This window comes from Sphingorhabdus sp. M41, assembly GCF_001586275.1.
Taxonomy (GTDB): Bacteria; Pseudomonadota; Alphaproteobacteria; order Sphingomonadales; family Sphingomonadaceae; genus Parasphingorhabdus.
On sequence record NZ_CP014545.1, the window covers coordinates 83,510 to 102,054 of the forward strand.

General features: G+C 57.3%; 14 protein-coding genes. 7 read left to right on the forward strand and 7 right to left on the reverse strand.

The window, feature by feature from the left end; translation table 11 throughout:
- The first annotated feature begins 43 nt into the window (after positions 1–43).
- Positions 44–1,882: an AMP-binding protein gene (locus AZE99_RS00470; RefSeq protein WP_067196937.1), complete on the forward strand. Its 1,839-nt coding sequence runs from the start codon at positions 44–46 to the stop codon at positions 1,880–1,882.
- Positions 1,883–2,373: 491 nt separating this feature from the next.
- The gene (locus tag AZE99_RS00475) at positions 2,374–4,407 is read left to right on the forward strand and encodes a PKD domain-containing protein (RefSeq protein WP_231862649.1); all 2,034 of its coding nucleotides are present in this window, start codon (positions 2,374–2,376) and stop codon (positions 4,405–4,407) included.
- Positions 4,408–4,574: 167 nt separating this feature from the next.
- Here the strand turns inward: AZE99_RS00475 and AZE99_RS00480 are convergent, their stop codons facing one another.
- Positions 4,575–5,849 carry a cytochrome P450 gene (locus tag AZE99_RS00480; RefSeq protein ID WP_067196943.1) on the reverse strand — a complete coding sequence of 425 codons (1,275 nt, stop codon included), beginning with the start codon at positions 5,847–5,849 and terminating at the stop codon, positions 4,575–4,577.
- Positions 5,850–6,169: 320 nt separating this feature from the next.
- Between AZE99_RS00480 and AZE99_RS00485 the strand changes: the two genes are divergently transcribed.
- Positions 6,170–6,400, forward strand: a complete 231-nt coding sequence (locus tag AZE99_RS00485; protein WP_067196946.1) for a biotin/lipoyl-containing protein — start codon at positions 6,170–6,172, stop codon at positions 6,398–6,400.
- Positions 6,401–6,406: 6 nt separating this feature from the next.
- Positions 6,407–7,516: a Gfo/Idh/MocA family protein gene (locus AZE99_RS00490; protein ID WP_067196949.1), complete on the forward strand. Its 1,110-nt coding sequence runs from the start codon at positions 6,407–6,409 to the stop codon at positions 7,514–7,516.
- 11 nt (positions 7,517–7,527) lie between these two features.
- Here AZE99_RS00490 and AZE99_RS00495 read toward each other — a convergent pair whose 3' ends face one another.
- The 4 genes from AZE99_RS00495 to AZE99_RS00510 form a co-directional block, all read right to left on the reverse strand.
- Positions 7,528–8,781: an MFS transporter gene (locus AZE99_RS00495; protein WP_067196952.1), complete on the reverse strand. Its 1,254-nt coding sequence runs from the start codon at positions 8,779–8,781 to the stop codon at positions 7,528–7,530.
- A 192-nt stretch (positions 8,782–8,973) separates the two neighbouring features.
- Complete coding sequence (locus AZE99_RS00500; protein WP_067196955.1) at positions 8,974–9,366, reverse strand: carboxymuconolactone decarboxylase family protein; 393 nt, start codon at positions 9,364–9,366, stop codon at positions 8,974–8,976.
- Positions 9,367–9,472: 106 nt separating this feature from the next.
- Positions 9,473–10,741 (reverse strand): MFS transporter, encoded by a 1,269-nt coding sequence (locus tag AZE99_RS00505; RefSeq protein ID WP_067196957.1) that lies wholly within the window; start codon positions 10,739–10,741, stop codon positions 9,473–9,475.
- On the reverse strand, positions 10,734–11,591 hold the full coding sequence (locus AZE99_RS00510; protein ID WP_067196959.1) for an SDR family NAD(P)-dependent oxidoreductase: 858 nt from the start codon (positions 11,589–11,591) through the stop codon (positions 10,734–10,736). The genes AZE99_RS00505 and AZE99_RS00510 overlap by 8 nt, the downstream gene beginning before the upstream one ends.
- Positions 11,592–12,031: 440 nt before the next feature.
- Here AZE99_RS00510 and AZE99_RS16475 point away from each other — a divergent pair, with 440 nt between their 5' ends.
- From AZE99_RS16475 to AZE99_RS00525, 3 genes are all read left to right on the forward strand, one after another.
- Positions 12,032–14,692, forward strand: coding sequence for a TonB-dependent receptor domain-containing protein (locus AZE99_RS16475; protein WP_067196962.1), 2,661 nt, complete (start codon positions 12,032–12,034; stop codon positions 14,690–14,692).
- An 84-nt stretch (positions 14,693–14,776) separates the two neighbouring features.
- Positions 14,777–15,631, forward strand: a complete 855-nt coding sequence (locus tag AZE99_RS00520; RefSeq protein WP_067196965.1) for an SDR family NAD(P)-dependent oxidoreductase — start codon at positions 14,777–14,779, stop codon at positions 15,629–15,631.
- Positions 15,628–16,410 (forward strand): hypothetical protein, encoded by a 783-nt coding sequence (locus AZE99_RS00525; protein WP_067196968.1) that lies wholly within the window; start codon positions 15,628–15,630, stop codon positions 16,408–16,410. The genes AZE99_RS00520 and AZE99_RS00525 overlap by 4 nt, the downstream gene beginning before the upstream one ends.
- A 13-nt stretch (positions 16,411–16,423) precedes the next feature.
- Here AZE99_RS00525 and AZE99_RS00530 read toward each other — a convergent pair whose 3' ends face one another.
- Entirely contained in the window at positions 16,424–16,807 is a 384-nt protein-coding gene (locus tag AZE99_RS00530) for a nuclear transport factor 2 family protein (RefSeq protein ID WP_067196971.1), read from the reverse strand.
- A 19-nt stretch (positions 16,808–16,826) separates the two neighbouring features.
- Complete coding sequence (locus tag AZE99_RS00535) at positions 16,827–18,542, reverse strand: FAD-binding protein (RefSeq protein ID WP_082788175.1); 1,716 nt, start codon at positions 18,540–18,542, stop codon at positions 16,827–16,829.
- Positions 18,543–18,545: the final 3 nt, after the last annotated feature.

Here is an 18,545-nt window from a genome sequence, read left to right on the forward strand (position 1 = left end):
TCCCGGTACCGTCTGTCTTCGGACAGGGTGCCGGGGCCAATTCATGACTGATACTGCTCCCCCGTTCCGCCCGCTTTCCCAGAAACCCGCCGCCGTGAATGTCGAGCGGCGCGACGATGGGACAATCCTTGTCTGGTCAAAGCATGAGCCGTTCGCCGTCCCGGCCAATCTCGCCACCATTTTCCGCGACCGCAGCGAGGCGCATCCCGATCATGCTCTTCTGTTTGAACGCAAGCCCGGTCATGGCGAGTGGGCAGGAGTCACCTGGGGCGAGGCACGGGCCGCGGCGGATTCCATTGCGCAGTGGCTGATCGACCGCGGCTTTGGTCAGGACGACCCCGTCATGGTCATTTCCGGCAACTCGCTGGAACATGGCCTGCTGATGCTTGGCTGCTATACCGCAGGGGTACCGATCGCGCCGGTCAGTGCAGCCTATTCACTGATGTCGCAGGACCACGAGAAGCTGCTGCACTGTTTTCGCAAGATCGGCGCGAAGGTGGTCTTCGCCAAGGAAGGCAGCCTGCATGCGAAGGCGCTTGCACGACTGTTGGCGGAAGATCCCGAATTGACAATCGTCACCTGTGACGGCGTGCCGGAACAGGCTCTGGACTTCTCGCAGATATGCGCCGTGGAACCGGGCGCAGCGGTGGACGACCGCGTCGCCTCGATCGGCGCGGATACGGTGGGGAAATATCTATTCACATCCGGTTCTACCGGAATGCCGAAATGTGTCCCGCAGACACATGGCATGATGACGACGCTGATCGCCGGACAGGAAGGACTGTCGAGCGAGGCACGCGAAGATCGCGAACCACCGGTGACACTTGAATGGATGCCATGGAGCCACATCAGTGGCGGCAATGTGTTTTTCAACGGCCACATCTGGTCGGGCGGCACAATGTATCTTGATGCCGGCAAGCCGCTCCCGGGCATGTTCGAAACCACGATCAGGAATCTCTACGAGATTTCCCCCACCGGCTTCGGTTCTGCGCCCGTCGCCTTCGCCATGCTGGCCGACGCTATGGAGAGTGACAGGAAGCTGCGCGCATCCTTTTTCAGCAAGGTGCAGTCTCTCGGCTATGGCGGAGCAACTCTGTCAGACGATCTCTACGATCGCCTGCAAGCGCTGGCCATTGCCGAGACCGGGAAACGCATCCCGATTACCACCATGTACGGCGCAACCGAAACGCAGGGTATCACCATGGTCCACTGGGAGGTCGACCGCGTCGGCCTCATCGGTCTTCCGATGCCCGGCACCACATTGAAGCTGGTCCCCAACGGCCCCAAGATGGAGGTGCGCGTAAAAGGCCCGTCCGTCACCAAAGGCTATAAGGACGACCCGGAAAAAAATGCCGAGGCGTTCGACGAAGAAGGTTTCTATAAACTTGGCGATGCGGCGCGGTTCCTTGATGATGATCATCCCGAAAAAGGCCTCGAGTTCGACGGCCGTGTGACCGAGGATTTCAAGCTCTCTACCGGTACGTGGGTGTCGGTCGGCACGCTTCGTCCGGAGATCGTCAGCGCGTGCAGCCCGCTGATCCATGACTGCGTAATCGCCGGTCAGGACAGGGATTTCGTTAGTATTCTGGCCTGGCCCAGCCCGACAGCGGCGCAAACCTATGCCGGAGAGAAGGGCCCGCAGGGGCTGACCGACCTGCTCGGTGACATCGCCGCGAAGCTGGCCGCATTCAACAGAGCGGCCGGGGGAAGCTCTCGCAGGATCGGCAAGGTGATGCTGCTTACCGATCCGCCGTCGCTCGACGCCGGGGAAATTACCGACAAGGGATATATCAACCAGGCAGCGGTTCTGTCGCTGCGCGCCAATGCCATCAAAGTGCTATATTCCAAAAAAAGTGCACCATTTGTCATGGAGATCGTCTGAGGTCGGAAACAGTTTCGCACGATGTTTCAAGCGCAGGGAATTGCGGCGCGGGAAGCACCCCGGTGCGAAGCTTTTCACGTCAACACAAGATGAACCCTGACGGATTGCTCTCTGCCATTCGCAGGACCTTAGTTTTCCTCCGGGAACAACCGAACCGGCCTGTTGGCCAGCAAGCGCAACATCTGCAATTTCTCTGGCTCCTCGTTTCGTCGGGGCGATATCAGCCCGCCAGTCAGCCCATGATGTAGTTGGTTGTTCGCGAGCACCGGTGCTTATGTTAATTCTCCAGATCTGAAGCCGCCACCCGTGAACGGGATAGCTGTTTCTATTTTGTCCGTGCAAACGATCTGTGAGGCATTATGATATTCCAGCAGCTGAAAAATATCCGCTCAATCGCATTACCGGCACTTGCAGCAGCGGCATGCGCGTTATCTGGATGCCAGACCGCGTCCAATCTAGCACCAGCGCCGTCAAATGATGTGCAGGCTGACATGCGGATGATCGATGCCGGTGCGTATCCGGCTACGGACGAACTTTTTGCCAAACCTTATATTGATGCCCAGGAATGGCGGGATGATCCTGTTCGGCATTTCTATGTCCATGGTGGATTTGAAGGGACGGACACGCGCTTTTCCTATTATTTTCCGCCCGCCGGCCAATATGAGGGTCGTTTTTTCCAGCATGTCACGCCCGTGCCGGACAGCGAGACGCTGGCTCAGAGGCTGCCGGCCGGAAAATTCAACAAGATCGGCTTCTCGGCAGCCAGCGGCGCTTATTTTATCGAAACCAATGGTGGCGGTACCATCGATCTGACCGAAGGTTCCGAGGCGCTGGCGGACCCGACGATTACGGCTTACCGCGCAAATGCAGCCGCCGCGGCTTTTTCGCGCCATGTCGCGCAGCAATTCTATGATCGCGAGGACCGGCCTTATGGCTATATTTACGGTGGTTCAGGCGGCGCTTTCCGCACGATAGGCGGTTTGGAAAGCACCAAGGGTGTCTGGGACGGCGGCGTGCCCTATGTCAACGGCTCGACAATGGCGATCCCGAACATGTTTACCGTGCGCATGCAGGCGCTGAGAGTATTGCGGGACAAGTTTCCGCAAATTGTCGATGCGCTCGAGCCGGGCGGCAGCGGCGATCCCTATGCCGGACTAACGGCCTATGAAGCCTCGGTATTGCGCGAAGCCGACAAGATGGGCTTTCCGATGCCGAGCTGGTTTGGTTATCGCACCATGGGATTGCACGGCTTTGCCGCGCTCTATGGCGGTGTATCGATGGCGGATCCGAGCTATTTTACCGATTTCTGGACCAAGCCCGGCTATCTGGGCCACGATCACCCAGACCTGTTTGACGACGACCGGATGCAGCATGAAAGCCAGATCGTTGACCTGATAACAGCGGCAGAGGCAGCCCGGCTTGGCCTTGATGCCAATCCTTTCAGCGAAGCCAATCGGGGCGGCGTCGACACCGCGTTCATCCTTCCGCCTGGCGAAGATGGTTCGCGTATCGTCGGCCTGCGACTTGCCAAGGCACCACCGGGAAAATATTTTCTTGGCGGCGAGCTTGTCCCGGAGAGCGGCAACAGCAAAGGTCAGCGGCTGTTTTTGAGCCGCATCATTGGTGATGTGGTCATGTTCGGCGTGGTGAACCCGGAGCAGGTCGCGCAATTGCAGGTTGGCGATGCAGTGAAAGTCGACAATTCAAATTTTCTCGCGATGGAAAGCTACCACCGCCATCAGGTGCCGGGGCCGGATTTTCCGGTGTGGGACCATTATCGCGATGCGAAAGGCGAACCGCTTTACCCGCAGCGGCCGTTTCTGGTCGGTCCGCTTTTTGTTCAGTCCACTGCCGGCAGCCAGCTGACCGGAGAATATGACGGCAAGGCGATTCTCGTCGCCTCGCTCTGGGATCGTGAGGCGATGCCGTGGCAGGCCGACTGGTATCGTAAACGGGCCGAGGCGGCGGGAAGGGATATCCGCCTCTATTATACCGAGCACGCAACGCATGGCGACGAGCCGCCAAGCGGCGACCAGAACCGCCTCGTTTCCTATCAGGGCGAGTTGCAGCAAGCCTTGCGTGTTCTGGCCGCCTGGGCCGAGGATGGAACAGCGCCGCCAGAGAGCACGAGTTACCGTATCGAGGATGGGCAAGTCATCGTCCCCGATGTTGCTGACAGGCGTCTCGGTCTCCAGCCGGTTGTTGCGTTGACCGTCAATGGCGGGGAGCGCGCTGATGTCAGGGTAGGCGAACGCGTTCGTCTTGAAGGCCGAATCGCGGCACCGGCAGGTGGCGGGACGATCATGTCGGCCGGCTGGGATTTTCAGGGCAATGGCAACTATGTTCCGGTGGACCCGCTTATCACCGGAAAGACGCATGCATCGGTTTCGATCACCCATATGTTTGACCAGCCCGGCACATATTTCGTCGGTCTGCAGGGAATGTCACAGCCGGACGAGGCGCAGGGCAGCCCCTATGCCGAGCTGACCAATCTCGACCGGGTCCGGGTGGTGGTCAGCGAATAGGCTTCATCTAGATGTGATAGGAGCAGGATATGCCTCGGTACTAGACATGCCTGTTCGGTGGCATGGGATAGCGCCATCATATTCCCTGACAATTTAGCAGTCTTTGCGCTTGATGACCGATACATCGCGGAACGTCGCTGGCTATCAGCGTTGCCTAGCTGGATATTCTAGCGCTTGCCTTCAATCCGGACATGAAGCTCTTCCAGCCCGCGGATGATGAAGCTGGGTTCATAAGTCAGCTTCCGGTTGTCCGGTTGACCATGTATCGCTTCATCAAGAGTAATGGACGAGGTTTCCCGGAGCAGGGTGCCGAGCAGGAATTTCACTTCAGCTCGGGCAAGAGCTGCGCCGATGCAAGTATGGCGACCCCGGCCAAAGGAAACATGCTGGTTGCCCTTCTTGCGGTCCAGACGAAACTCTGCCGGCTGTTCCCATTTGGCCGGATCGCGATTGGCCGCCGCCAGCGTGATGACCATCGGCTTCCCGGCAGGAATAATCATATTGCCCACCTTCACATCGTCCAGCGCCAGACGGAACGTAGCCTTGGTCGACCCCTCCAGCCGCAACATTTCCTCGATAAACGGCACCAGGTCCGAAGGATTGTCGCGCAAATGATCCTGCATGTCGGGATTTTCCGCCAGATAGCGGACCGAATTTGCAACCAGCTTTGCGCTGGTATCCTGACCTGCCGCAAACAGGAACATCGAGGCTTTGACGACTTCGAGAATATCGGGTGTCGTTCCGTCGGGAAAGCTGGCGTGGGCGAGCTCGCTCATCACATCGCCCATGTCCTGCGCCTTGCGTTCGGTAATATAGCGCATGAAAAAGCCGCCGAGATAGATAAGCGTCGCATCGGCCGAACGTTCGTCATTTTCGGTCATGTTCCCGGCAGGGGGACCCTTGTCGATGACTTCGCGAAATTTTTCGCGATCATCCGCCGGAACGCCGAGCAGATCGGCGATGACCAGAGTGACATAAGGTGCCGCAATGGCTTTCACCATCTCGGCCTTGCCCTCGCTCACCGCTTCGGCGACCATTTGCTCGGCAAGCCGGGCCATATATTCTTCATTCGACTTGATGCGTGTCGGGGTGAACAAGCGGCTGAGCAGCGAACGGACATTGCTATGTTCCTGCCCATCATAGTTGACGAGCAGATCAAACATCGGATGCTGTTTACGAAACTCGGCGAGTTCGGTGCGAACGTCGGCACCATCCTGACCAAATTTGGGAATATCCTTGGCGCCGAATACCGCAATGCCCGAGGAAAGATGCTCGCTGTCGAGCAGGGTCTGAACAACTGTATCAAATCCGGTGATAAAATAGATGTCGCGCTCCTCATCATGGAAGACGCCATCTTCGGAACGGATTGCTTCAAAATAGGGATAGGGATCGCGCAGAATATCGAAATCTGCAAAATAGTCGCGCTTTGTCAGGTCGGTCATAATACTATCCTGTCTAGTTCCGCATAAGCCGAGCCTAGGCTGATGCTAGAGAGGAAGAAAGATGTCGCCAGGTCTGACGGTGAATGCATCGCCACGGCGTTCTATTATCCGGTCCGGACAGGACAGGCTGGCCTCAACAGGTCAAATCTATTTGTATCTAACCATGTTTTCGGACTGGCATGAAGGTCTAAGGACAAGGAAAAGCCCTTCTGCCGCCTATCGCAGCGACGATAGATTTCCGACAATATCGATAATGCTTTGCTCTCATCTCCAGCTTGGATAGGCAAAGCAAAGTTATCGCATTCTATAAGGATTGAGCCATGGCGACCGAAATTTTGCTTCCGAAACTTGGATTTTCGATGACCGAGGGTCAGGTGGCTGAGTGGCTGATAGCTGATGGCGGGGAAGTGAAGGAAGGCGATTTGCTGTTTCTTCTGGAAGCGGACAAGTCGACCAATGAAGTAGACGCCCCGGCTTCCGGCACGCTCAAGATCGTCGCACCGGTCGGGGAAACCATCCAGGTCGGTGATGTAATCGGCTATATTGAGTAACCGCTTGTGACTCTCCGGGTAGGCATCGTTTCGGCGGCTTGGGGCGCATTTGCGCATCTGCCGGCATGGCGGGCAATCGAGGGCGTCGAGGTTACCGCGATCTGTACCTCGCGCGAGGAGACGGCACGAGCCGCCGCCGCACGCCATGACATCAAACGGCCTTTCTGGGATGCGCTGGCCATGTGCCGCGATCCCGATATCGATATCGTCGATCTGGGCACGCGCCCGGCGATTCGTCTGCCGATGGTGATCGAGGCCCTGCGGCACGGCAAGCATATCTACAACAGTTGCCCGCACGCGCCGGACTGGGCAGGCGCCAAGGCGATTAACGCCGCCTGGGACGGCAGCGCCAGTCACACCGCTGTCGATGCGTTTTCACGTTATCTGCCCGCCCATCGCAAGATGAAAGCAATGATCGACGAGGGATTCCTCGGGCGGATGCTGGGCGGAAGTTGCCACTTCAACATGTCGCTGTTCAACCGTCCGGACAAGAATTTCCCTTATAACTGGTTCGCCGAGGAAGGTTCGGGGGTCTCCAGCCTGCGCAATTTCGGCAGCCATTTGCTTTATGTGCTGTGCGAATTCCTTGGTCCGGTGAAGGAACTGGTGGCTGACGATCAATTGATGTTGCCCGAATGGGAATTTGCCGACGGCGATCGCATGCGGGCCTATAATAATGATTTCGCTAACCTGATCGTGCGGTTTGCCTCGGGCGTCACACTGTCGTTTCAGACGAGCTGGAACATGCCCGCGCAGGAAGGCTGGACCATCGACCTGTTCGGCACGGACGGCCGGCTGCGCGCTCGTGCGCCGAGCTTTCCCACCCTGGCGGATTGTAAGCTTTACGCGGGCGCTGCGGAGAGCCGCGATGCTGCAGGGCTGGAACCGGTGGCTCTGGATTTCACTGCGGATTCGAGAATTGCGATCGAACCGGTCAGCAATCCGGCTCCTGCTTTTCCCATGGCGCTCACCATGCAATCGCTAGTCGACACAATCAGGGGACGCGGCCCTGCGCGGCCCGATTTCGCGCTGGCGCTCGAAGTGGAGCGGGTGCTCGAAGCCGCTCGCCTGTCGAGTGCCGAACGGCGCTGGGTAGAGGTTGCAAGCGTCGTCTAGCTGCTATTCGGTCACGCTGGCTGGAGTTCGGATTCCTCAAGCGTATCGGGGTAACGGCCCAGCGACAGGAACATCACGCTGGAGATTGCGAACATCGGGATAATCGCCCACAGGATCGCATCATAATTGCCGAATATTTCATAGAGCGTATTGGCGATGAATGGCGCAATGCCCGATGTGAAACCGAACATTCCCCCCAGCAATCCGAACAGGGCTGCGAAATGACGCGGCGAGAAATGGCGCGTGGTGAGATAGGCGCAGGCATCATATTCCGCCCCGGCGGTCAGGCCGAGCATCAGGCAGGCAATGGATGCAGCCAGCGTCGACTGATCGGTCGCCAAGAAAATCATCGCGGCAGAAAGCGCACCGACGGCACATCCCATGGCGACGAAGCGCCCGTCAATCCGGTCGAGCAACAAGCCGCCAACGATGCGGCCAATGATCGTGCCGATTCCGATCAGGCCGGCTACCTCTGCTGCAGCGATCAGGGTGAAACCTTCCTCCATCAGCACCGGTACAGCGTTGATCCCGAGACCCGTCGCGCCGAGTGAATAGATTACGCCGCCAATGGCCAGCCGGATGAATTTGGGAGACAGCAGTTCTTTTGTCATTGCTTCGGGTCGAACTTTTGCCAGTTTCTGGTCAGCCGGCCGTTCGGGCGGCTTGTCCTTTGCAAAGAGGAAAACAACCAGCGGAAAAACGACGATGAAAGAAACGCCGCCCATGCCGATATAGGCACCGCGCCAGCCATAAGCCTCAATCAGTGTAGCGCCGAGATAGGGCACGACTGCCGAAGCGATGCCGGTTCCCGACAGGGTGACTGCCAGCGCCAGCCCACGGTTCTTCTCAAACCGCTGGGCGACCGCTGCCGTCCATACGCTGGGGTAAATGCAGATCAGCGCCACTGCCAGCAGCGCATATAGCGCCAGCCAGGAAACAAGACTTGGTCCGGCGGTTGAAATCAGGGCGAGAGCGGCGCCGTAAAACGGGACGCCGATCAGCGCGACCTTGCGCGGTCCGAAATGGTCGACGGCCCTTCCGCCGAAGACCGCCAGCAGCAGGGCAACGACCGAGGTGACCAGTGGCCCGGCGGAAATCTCCGCGCGGGACCAGCCAAATTCCTGCTCCAGCGGTTCGATCATCACCCCCAGAGCATAAGCATGCACGGCCACCAGCGTCATGCCCATCACTGCGGGCGGCAGATTGCCTCCATAGCGACGCCATTCCTGCGGATCGAATATCTGCTTTTTGCCGTCGCTACTCATTGCCCATATTCTCCCAGTCGTCGCATGAATTTTTCCAGACCAATATCCTGCGATACATCATTTGGAAGCAAAGGAATCGTCAGGCCGCTTTATCCGCCCCGGCGATACTCGGAAATAGGCCAATAAATGCGCCGGGAAGCCCTTGATCGATTGTGGTTCGTTTGAAGATGCTTCTCTCCCACCCGGAATAATTCAACCGCCGGCGGTCTCGTCCAGCTCCGCGAAAGCTTCCTTCATTGCCGCCTTGGCAACATTGGAGGCCGGAAGTCCGCAATAGGGAACGGCCGTATACAGGATTTCCTCGATCTCCTCTTTGGTGAGCCCGTTCGCCAATCCCATTTTGGTGTGATATTTGATTTCCTCGGTCTGCCTAAGTGCAATCAGCATTCCCAGAACGGCAGCGCTGCGAATTTTGCGCTGCAACCCGTCGCGCGACCATATCGTTCCAAAGGCAAAGTCGATCGCCCATTTCGCTTGCTCCACGCCGAAATCGTCGGTTTCCAGATGTTGCCTGGCGCCGGCTGCGGCAGCCTCTCCGTAGATTTCTTCGAAAATCTGCAAGCCTGTTTCGCGTTGTTTATTCATAACCGGTCCTCTGTGTGATTTTTGAACATATTGTCGCGTCGGTCATTTCGGTCGCCTGAAAAAAATCCGTGCAGCAAGCAGCAATAGCGGTGGCTCTCCGGGTCATTCACTCGGTCCGCATCGCGGGTTCTTCAAACACCGGATATTTCCCGAGACTGAAGACTAGCATGGCACTAACGAGGGACAATATTATCCCGCCTATGAGGAAAGGCCCGTAGCCGTCGGTTTTGTCGAAGGCCAGTCCTGCCAGAATCGGTCCCAGTCCCGCCGCCAATGCAATGAGGCTCGACATGAAACCGAAAATGGCACCATAATTTCTCATGCCCGCATAGCGTGCCGTCAGATATCCGCAGAGCTGCAATTTGGTGCCTGCTGCATAGCCGTTGATCATAACCGCAACGATGATCAGCTCGGTCGCCCGCACTGGTTCCATCAGTAATGGATAGGCGATGGCGGTCGATGCGAGGGTCAGTCCCCCGACCCAGCGGACATGGAAACGGTCGATCAATATCCCGGTTACAAGCTTGCCAATAATCCCGGCAATGCCGGCGAGGCTGGCCAGCCAGGCGGCGTTGGTGCGCGAGATTCCGGTGCCGATAATGATCGGTACCTGATGGACCGTGATGCCAATGGTGATGGTAAGGGTCAGAAGCGTTGCCAGTGCTACCCGCCATAGTGACGGGTCCCGCCAGGCCTGACTGATCGTCAGGCCGGGGAGTTCCGGCGCTGCTGACAGTTCGACATTGGCCGCGATTGCCGCTTTGCGTCGACCGTCATGGGCATCGTACAGAAACAGGATAGTGAGAATCAGGGCAAAGCCTCCCCAGCCCAGTCCCAACCAGATATAGGCCCCGCGCCACCCGAATCCGTCGATCAGAAAGTTGGTCAGCGGGGCGACAATCGCCGACGCCAGGGCAGAACCGGCCAGGGTCATGCCCAGGGCGAGTCCCCTGTTGGCCTTGAACACGCTGGCAACCGCGGTCGTCCAGGTAGTGGCATGGACGGTCATCGACGCGAGGCCAAAAAGAAACCAGAGCCCCAGCCACTGGAAGGAAGCCCCGGTCATTGTGGCGAATGCGGCGATGGAAAGCGATGTGGCGGACAGGCCGATGATGGCAAGTTTTCTGGATCCGTAGCGATCAATCAAGACACCGAAGAACGGCGACAGAAGCAGGGAAATTGCCGCCCCGATTGCCGACCCGGACGACAGCAAAGTCCGGCTCCAGCCAAACTCGTCCTGCAACGGCCCCATGAACAGGCCGGTGGCCGGGCTCATGAAGGATTGAAAGGAAAAACCTATCGCGGCGGCAAGGACCAGGGTCCAATATTGTCTCCATTCACTCCTGCTGGACTCAGCCGCTGCGGGACTATTCATTGATGGAATCGATCACGTCCTGGGTGATGCCGGGCTTGCCGGGGTCACCAGCAAGAAACTCTTCGTGCTTCTTTTTGATGAAGGCATCCGGATCTTTCGCTGCTTCTTCCAGCGTTGCCCACAGTTCATCATGGGTCGGAATGACAACCTTGCCCTGTTCCATGGCATCGGAAAGGATGGTGGCTGTCTCTTGCTGTGTTTTCACGAAGAGATGGCTGCCCGGTGCCCGCATCACATAGTCGTCGGAAAAATGCTTCATGCCCTGAGTCGAGCTGGTCATGACGGGTCCGGGGCACAGGCAACTGACCTTGATTCCGAACTGCATGAGATAGAGCGCAAGATTCTCCGACATGGAAAGCACAGCGGCTTTCGATGCCGCATAATGCACCCGGCTTGCGGCGAACGGATAGAGGCCGGCGAAGCTTGCCGTATTGACGATATGGCCAGCGCCGCGCTCGATCATGCGCGGAACGATGATGTTGTTCGCACGGACCATGCCGAACAGGTTGACGTCGAACATCTGTTGCCAGGCGGACAGCGGAATGTCTTCCGGATTGCCACCGGATAAAATTCCGGCATTGTTCATGTGGATGTCCAGCGGGCCAAGCGCGCTTTCCGCCGCATCAATTGTCGCAAGAACCGAACCCTCATCAAGGACGTCGCAGTGCAAGGCGACAGTCTCTGTACCCATGGAGCGTAAGATTGCGGCGGTCTCTTCTGCCGCGTCTTTTCCAATGTCGGCAACGGCAACGCGCGCGCCGCGCCTGGCCCATTCCTGTGCAATCCGCCGTCCGATATTCTGACCCGCTCCGATGATGAGAGCATTCTTCCCCTGAAATGTCTGGCTCACCGTCCGTCCCCTTCCCAATCCCTTATAATGCCGCGTATCAGTAGGTGTGATCATGCAGCAGAGCAACCGGTGGCGCTGTGCAGATTCCTGCGCAAACCAGGGAAACAGCAAACCTGATCGGTGCATTGTAAATCCCTGAAACAGCGCAATTCAGCGGAAAACCGGTCCAGATCAATAGTACGGAAATCCCGGTTGCCGAGGTCCCCAAGCTCGCATCACCCACGCGATATGTGGAACCCCTTCGGTGCTGGTAATTGATCCCGCAGTTTCTTTCTCACATAGAACGCTCTCAATTCTAGGTCGTACATTTTTCGGTTGCGGAAGGCTGCAAAGGTCGAAACGCCAAATGACCAAAGAACAATAATGGGTTCAAGATACCAAAGTGAATCTGGCCAGCGCTGTTTCAGGGAATGGCGTAAAAATGAAGAGGGAGGATTAAAATGAAATTCAAATCGAAAAAAACTGCTCTGTGTCTGGCGTCCGCAGTAACAGCGCTCGTCGCTTGTCCGGGAGTTGCCTATGCTCAGGATCAGGATGACGCTGCAACGGTTGATCACAAAACCATCGTAGTCACCGGCTCGCTCATCCGCGGCGTGGAAGCTACGGGTTCGCAATCAATCGCTCTGGACGAAGACGCGATCATCGAGAGTGGCGCTTCGACGACCAATGAATTGCTCGGCGAAATTCCTCAGATAGCCACTTTCAACAACCGGTTTGATAATGATCCGCGGGCCGCAGACAGGTCTGAAATTTCCCGTCCCAATCTTCGCAATTTGCCGGGGGTTGATGCTGCTACCGGCGCGACAACGCTCATTCTGGTTGACGGTCACCGCATGACGCCAATGGGGGTCAGTCAGGCATCCTTCGATCCCGATTTCATCCCGCCCGGCGCAATCCAGCGCCTTGAAGTCATCACCGATGGCGGATCCTCTCTTTACGGTGCCGACGCGGTTGGCGGCGTGATCAACTTTATCACGAGAAAGAGTTTCGACGGCATTCAGGTCGATGGCGGCTACGACTTTGGCGATAATTACAGCGCCTGGAACGCCGGGATCACGGCGGGAATCAACTGGGATCGCGGAGGTGCATTTTTCACCTATTCGACTTACCAGCGCGACGAAATCTCGAACAAAGACAGAAGCTATGGCGCGCGCGGCAACTGGAATGCCGACGGTACCGTGCTGACCCCTTCAGGCACCGAATGTCTGGTGCCGGTTGGCGAGATTGTAACCTGGGCCAATTTTGGTGCGGGTTGGACGAGCAACCCGGCGGCAGCGGCTCTGGGCGTGAAGCGCACACCCGTGGGTTCACCCTGTGACATTGATGGAGAAAGTGCATTATTGCCCAAACTCTCCCGTCACAGCGCCCTGTTTGGCCTGACCCAGGAATTGTCGGATAATCTGACATTTGAAGTGAAAGCCAATTACGGTGAATCTTCGGTTCGTTTTTCCAAATATCCGCTGGGCGATACGATCTCCGGGGCAAGCCCGAATACCCTGATGATTCCCGGGGCCTTTGGCGATACATATGATGTGGCCTCGGTCGGTTTTTCCTACGGCGCGAATGCCGCCTATGTTGATCGCCAGCAGACACAGGATTTGCAGGTCTACGGCATTACACCTGAATTTACCTTCGATGCCGGCGGCGGATGGCAGATAAAAACCACTGCCTATTTCGGAGAATCGCAATCAAGCAGAGTGCTGCCTGGTTCTGATCGGGCCAAGCTGACCAACTATGTAAATACCGGTGCGCTCGATCCCGGAAATGTTGCTGCTGCCAGCGCTGCTGTGATCACGGACATACTCAATTTTGAAACCGCCGGTGAATCTGTGCAGGACCTGTTCCTGGTCCGAACGATTGTCGACGGGGGATTGTTCGAACTGCCGGGTGGAACAGTAAAAGCCGCTGTCGGTGTTGAATATAACCGTGATCGGGCAAAATTGCGGGAAGGCGATGTCACTATCGGCGGAATCGCGAACCAGCCGTTCCGGCAAGCATCGCGCAATGTCAAATCGGTGTTTGGTGAACTCTCCATACCGGTATTCTCCATGCTGGATCTGTCACTGTCCGGTCGATATGATGACTACAGCGATTTTGGCGACACGTTCAATCCGAATATCGGGTTCAATTTCACACCCGTCGACAGGCTGAGAATCTTTGGCCATTGGGGCGAATCGTTCAATGCGCCAACCGCGCTGGACAGTGTCCGGACGGCCAATGCGAGATTCATTGCCGGTGCCGTACTAGGGGTGCCGGATCCTAACGGCGAGATCACCAGCGCTCCCGGCGTTCTCATCGATCCTACACGGGATGACGTCTTGCTCGTTGAAGGTTCGGGCGGAGCCTTGAAGCCTCAGACCGCCGAAACATGGTCCGTTGGTTTTGATTTTGAACCGGTCGATAATCTGAAATTTGGTGCGAATTATTACGACATTGATTTCACCAACATTTTGGGCGCGGTTAACCCTCAGTTGGCGTCGGTCGTTCTGTTGAACCCGGAAAAGTTCATCTTCAACCCGACTCAGGCTGACCTTGATGCATTTCTTGCGGCGTCTGAAAATGGTACGCAATTTGCCGGGATTAATGTCGCAGATTTGGCTCTCATCATTGACCGGCGTGTTGCAAATATCTCCAAGGCACGTCTGAAGGGTCTGGATTTCTCGGCCAGTTATTTGGTCGAGACAGGCTTCGGTGATGTCAGCTTTGGGGTGGCCGGAAACAAACTGTTCACCTTCGATATCACGGACTCCGGCACCACGGTCGATCAACTTGAATTCGACGAACCCGATTTTAATATCGCGGGTAATATCGGTTTGAGGGCTGGTGGTTTTACCGGCAGGGTTACCGTGAAACACACCGGTGGATTCGATACCAACACCGCTGTGAACCAGACAAAAGTCAGCAGCTTCACCGTTGCCGACCTATATCTCGGTTATGAATTCCCGGAAGGTTCGGGCATTGCCGACGGTCTGGCGCTGCGGGTGAACGTGGACAATATATTCGACACCGATCCGCCAGTCTTCCGTCAGCAGCGGAACCTCAACTATAGCGGCTTCACGCTGGGACGCATTTTCAAGCTGAGCTTGTCCAAGAAATTCTGAGTTCGGAATTTTAATCGATAAGCCGAAAAGCCCGGCCAGAGTCCTCTCACTCTGGCCGGGCTTTGTTTTTTGCAGGAATTGAAAATGACCAAGAAAATCGCTCTGGTAACCGGAGCAAGCAAGGGGCTGGGGCGCGGAATCGCCCGGGCGCTGGGGTCAAAAGGGATGACTGTCTATCTCTCCGGCCGCGACGAGGCCGCTCTGGAAGCGGCCGTAGAAGAAGTAACGTCTGCGGGCGGGCAGGGTGTCGTTGCCCGTTGCGATCATAGTGACGATCAGCAGGTGAAGGCAATGTTCGATCGCATAGCGAACGAACAGGGCCGGCTCGATCTTCTGGTCAACAACGCCGCTGCCGTGCACGCACAGGAACTGGCGGCACCGGGCCCGTTCTGGGAAAAGGACCTGAAGCTGGTCGACATGATCGATGTCGGCCTACGCTCCAATTATGTCGCCAGTTTTTATGCCGCTCCGTTGATGATCAAGAGCGGCGCATCGCTGATCGTCAATATTTCCTTCTATGGCGCTGCAAGCTATTTCCATGGCCCGGCTTATGGGGCTGCCAAGGCAGGCACCGACAAGATGGTGCACGATATGGCGATCGATTTTGCCGACACCGATGTCAGCGTGGTTTCGCTGTGGCCCGGCTTCATCCTGTCGGACATGATCAAGGCGCTGCCGGAAGAGCATAAAAGCCCGGCGTTGAAAGCGATGCTGCCGAAATTTGAAACACCCGAATTTTCGGGTCTGGTCATTGCTGCGCTGCTCGAAGATCAGGACCGCAAAAGCCATTCCGGCAAGGCGCTGATCGGAGCGCGCCTCGGCAAAAAATATGGCATCGCCGATCTCGACGGCAAGCAGCCGCGGGACTGGTCGGAATTACATGGTGAACCGCTTGCGTTTTTCACCGCACCCGCAAAACCCGAGGAGCAGAAATCATGATTGAAGCGATGCTGGTCGTCCTGACCAACGCTGTCGAAGGGCGGGATGCCGATTTCAATGACTGGTACAGCAATATCCATGCGCGCGACACGATGCGGATGCGCGGCGCTCTGGCCCAGCAACGCTTTCGCTTTGCCGAGGAACAGGTGCAGGATTTTGCCGACCCCTTTCCGGCTCAATATCTGGCACTCTACGATGTCTATGATGCTGTCTGGCTCACCCAGGAACATATCGACCGGGCGCGCACGCCCTATATGATTGTCGAGGATTCACTCGATATGTCGCGGCTGGACGATTTCTTCTATTTCCCGCTGCACTTCCGCGACAAGAAACCGCGCACATTTTCCAATTGCGGTGTGGTGCTCGAGCAGATGCAGACAAAACCTGGCCAGGAAGCGGCGTTTCGAGAATGGTATGGAGACGTCTATATGGCGGACAGATTCCGGCAAGACGGTATTGTCTCCAGCGCATTTTTGGGTTTCGAAGATTACGGACAGATGATGCCGTTCCCGCCCGGCCATGATCATGTCGCTATCTGGCGGCTGGAAGATGAAAACGCGCGGGACGCCTGGCGGGGAAGCAGCCCGTTGGCGGACTGTCCGTTCATCGAGACGGACAAGACCGCAATCAGTTGCTGGGATGTGGCCTCGAAACGGATCATCAAGGACGATGTCACTTATCCGGATTCGGCCTCTCTGGCGAAGGAAGAGGCGGCGCGTGCACGGATCAAGGCGCAGAATTCGGTGCTGGTCAGTGCCAAACAGCGGATCAAGGATTGAACGCGATCTCCGTTCAGGCTTGAGCGATCAGGGGAACAAGCTTCTCGATCACAACCAGAGGGTTGAAATGTTCGGCAACCGACCGGATGCGTCCGTCACTGATGCGGAACACAAAGACATAGGTGTTTTCATAGTCTGACCCGTCGACCAGCCTGGCAGTCGCTCGTGCTTCGGCCACGGCACGATTGTCTTCTGCCGTTATCGAATCGATCGTGAACCGGATCGATCCGCCGGTCAATTTTGCCAGTAGCGGGATCGCGCCCTGATATTGCTCTTTCGCCAGCGAGCCCTGCGTGGTCGTCCAGGCGGTAAAATCATCAGCCAGCAGGTCATCGGGCAGCGCTCCTGCCTCTATCGCCGCGAAATAGGCGCGGACTATGCGATGGCTTTCTTTCATGATCTTCCCGTCCGGTTCCCTAGCTGTTGACGAGCGCCGATGTCCCGCTGTTGTCCCGGATCGTCTCGGCTGCCCGCAGGCCGGAAAAGACACAGTCGCCCAATGACAATCCGCTGACATAATAATGGGAACAGACACCGACAGCCGTTCGCCCGGCCGCATAAAGACCGGGGACAATGCCGCCTTCGTTGGAGAGCACCTGACCGGTCTCCTCGTCAACCAGCAGCCCACCCATGGTCAGCGCCGGAATGGGGGAGACTTTCAGCGAATCGCCAATGTCGGTCGCAAAATAGGGTCCCGTGTCGATAGTACGGCGATATTTTTCGGACTTGCCGAGCGGATCGGGTTCGCCCTTTGCGATATGGTCATTATAGCTGTGGATCGTCTCCGCCATCACGTCGGCGGGAACACCGATCTTGGCTGCCAGTTCCTCGAGCGTTGGGGCGCTGACCGTATAATCCTTCTGTGTCGCGCGGAACTGGATCTTCTGGAACAGCATCTTGTCCATGCCATCGATTTCTTCCTGGACCATCTGTTGCAGGGGCTGATCCATGATCATCCAGCCCTTCCCGCCTGCCTTGGAAAACACGGCTTCGCCGGTTCTTGCGCCATAATATTCCTCGCCGACAAGCCGCTTGCCATCCGGACCGACGGTACAGCTTTTCACCCAATTCTCGGGTTGATAGAGGAATTTCCAGGCCGAGATCCTGTCGAGCGAACCGGTCTGGCCACCGACCGACATGCCGAGCTTGATGCCTGATCCGTCGTCGGCGATGGTTCCGAGCGGATGGGATTTCAGATAGTCCGGCGCGGTTTTCGCCATCATGGCGCGATTGTAGGTAAAACCGCCCGCAGAAAGCACCACAGCCTTCCGCACGCGGATGCGAAGCGTCCGGGTCTTTTCCGCTTCGAGCTTCATGATCGTGCCCTGCAACTTGCTGGTCAGACCCAGGACCGAGGCAACGATATTGTTCACCAGCGCCATCGCCTTGCTGTGGCGCCAGGCGGCGAAGCCGGACGGCATGCGCTGGACTTCAATCCCGATCACCGCGCCCTCGCCGTCAACGATCAGCCGGGTCGCGCGTGTCTGGCGAAAGAAACGGACATTGGGTTTTTCTTCCATCGACCGGAGGAGCGGCGGCAGCAGATACTGGCCGGACAATTTGGTCGGTTCGCCGCCACCTTCCGGCTTGGCCCGGTGGCCGCGCGGAGCCGGCGTCGCGCGCTCGCGTCCCGGAACCGTCAGCTCGTTGCCGGAATAATAGAGCGAGGCATCGTTGGGGTAGGAGGTTTTCTGTTCGGTGGCCGGTCCGCCGAACCGCGCGCCATAGGTTTCCAGCCAGTCCTGAAAGGAGGCGCTGGCTTCGGAGAAACGGCGTACCGTTTCGGGGCGCACGATGTCGCCGGTTTCAAAGCTCAGGTAATTGGCCATATTTTCCGGGTCATCAGTGATCCCGGCTTCTTTTTGTGCTTTCGTGCCCCCGCCCATATAGATGACGCCGCCGGACAGCTTGCTGGCGCCGCCGCCTTCTCCGCGGTCAATGGTGATTATGTCGAGCGCGGAATCTTCAGAGGCGCGCAAGGCAGCGCAAACTCCTGCCAGACCAACGCCGACCACCAGCATATCGCAACTCTCGTCCCAGGACAGGGCATCGGGATCGGCAACCACTTCTGCCGGTTCGACCCGGTTGGAGGTCGGGGTCAGGTCGTCGAGAAATTGATGGTCGGGCTTCACGCA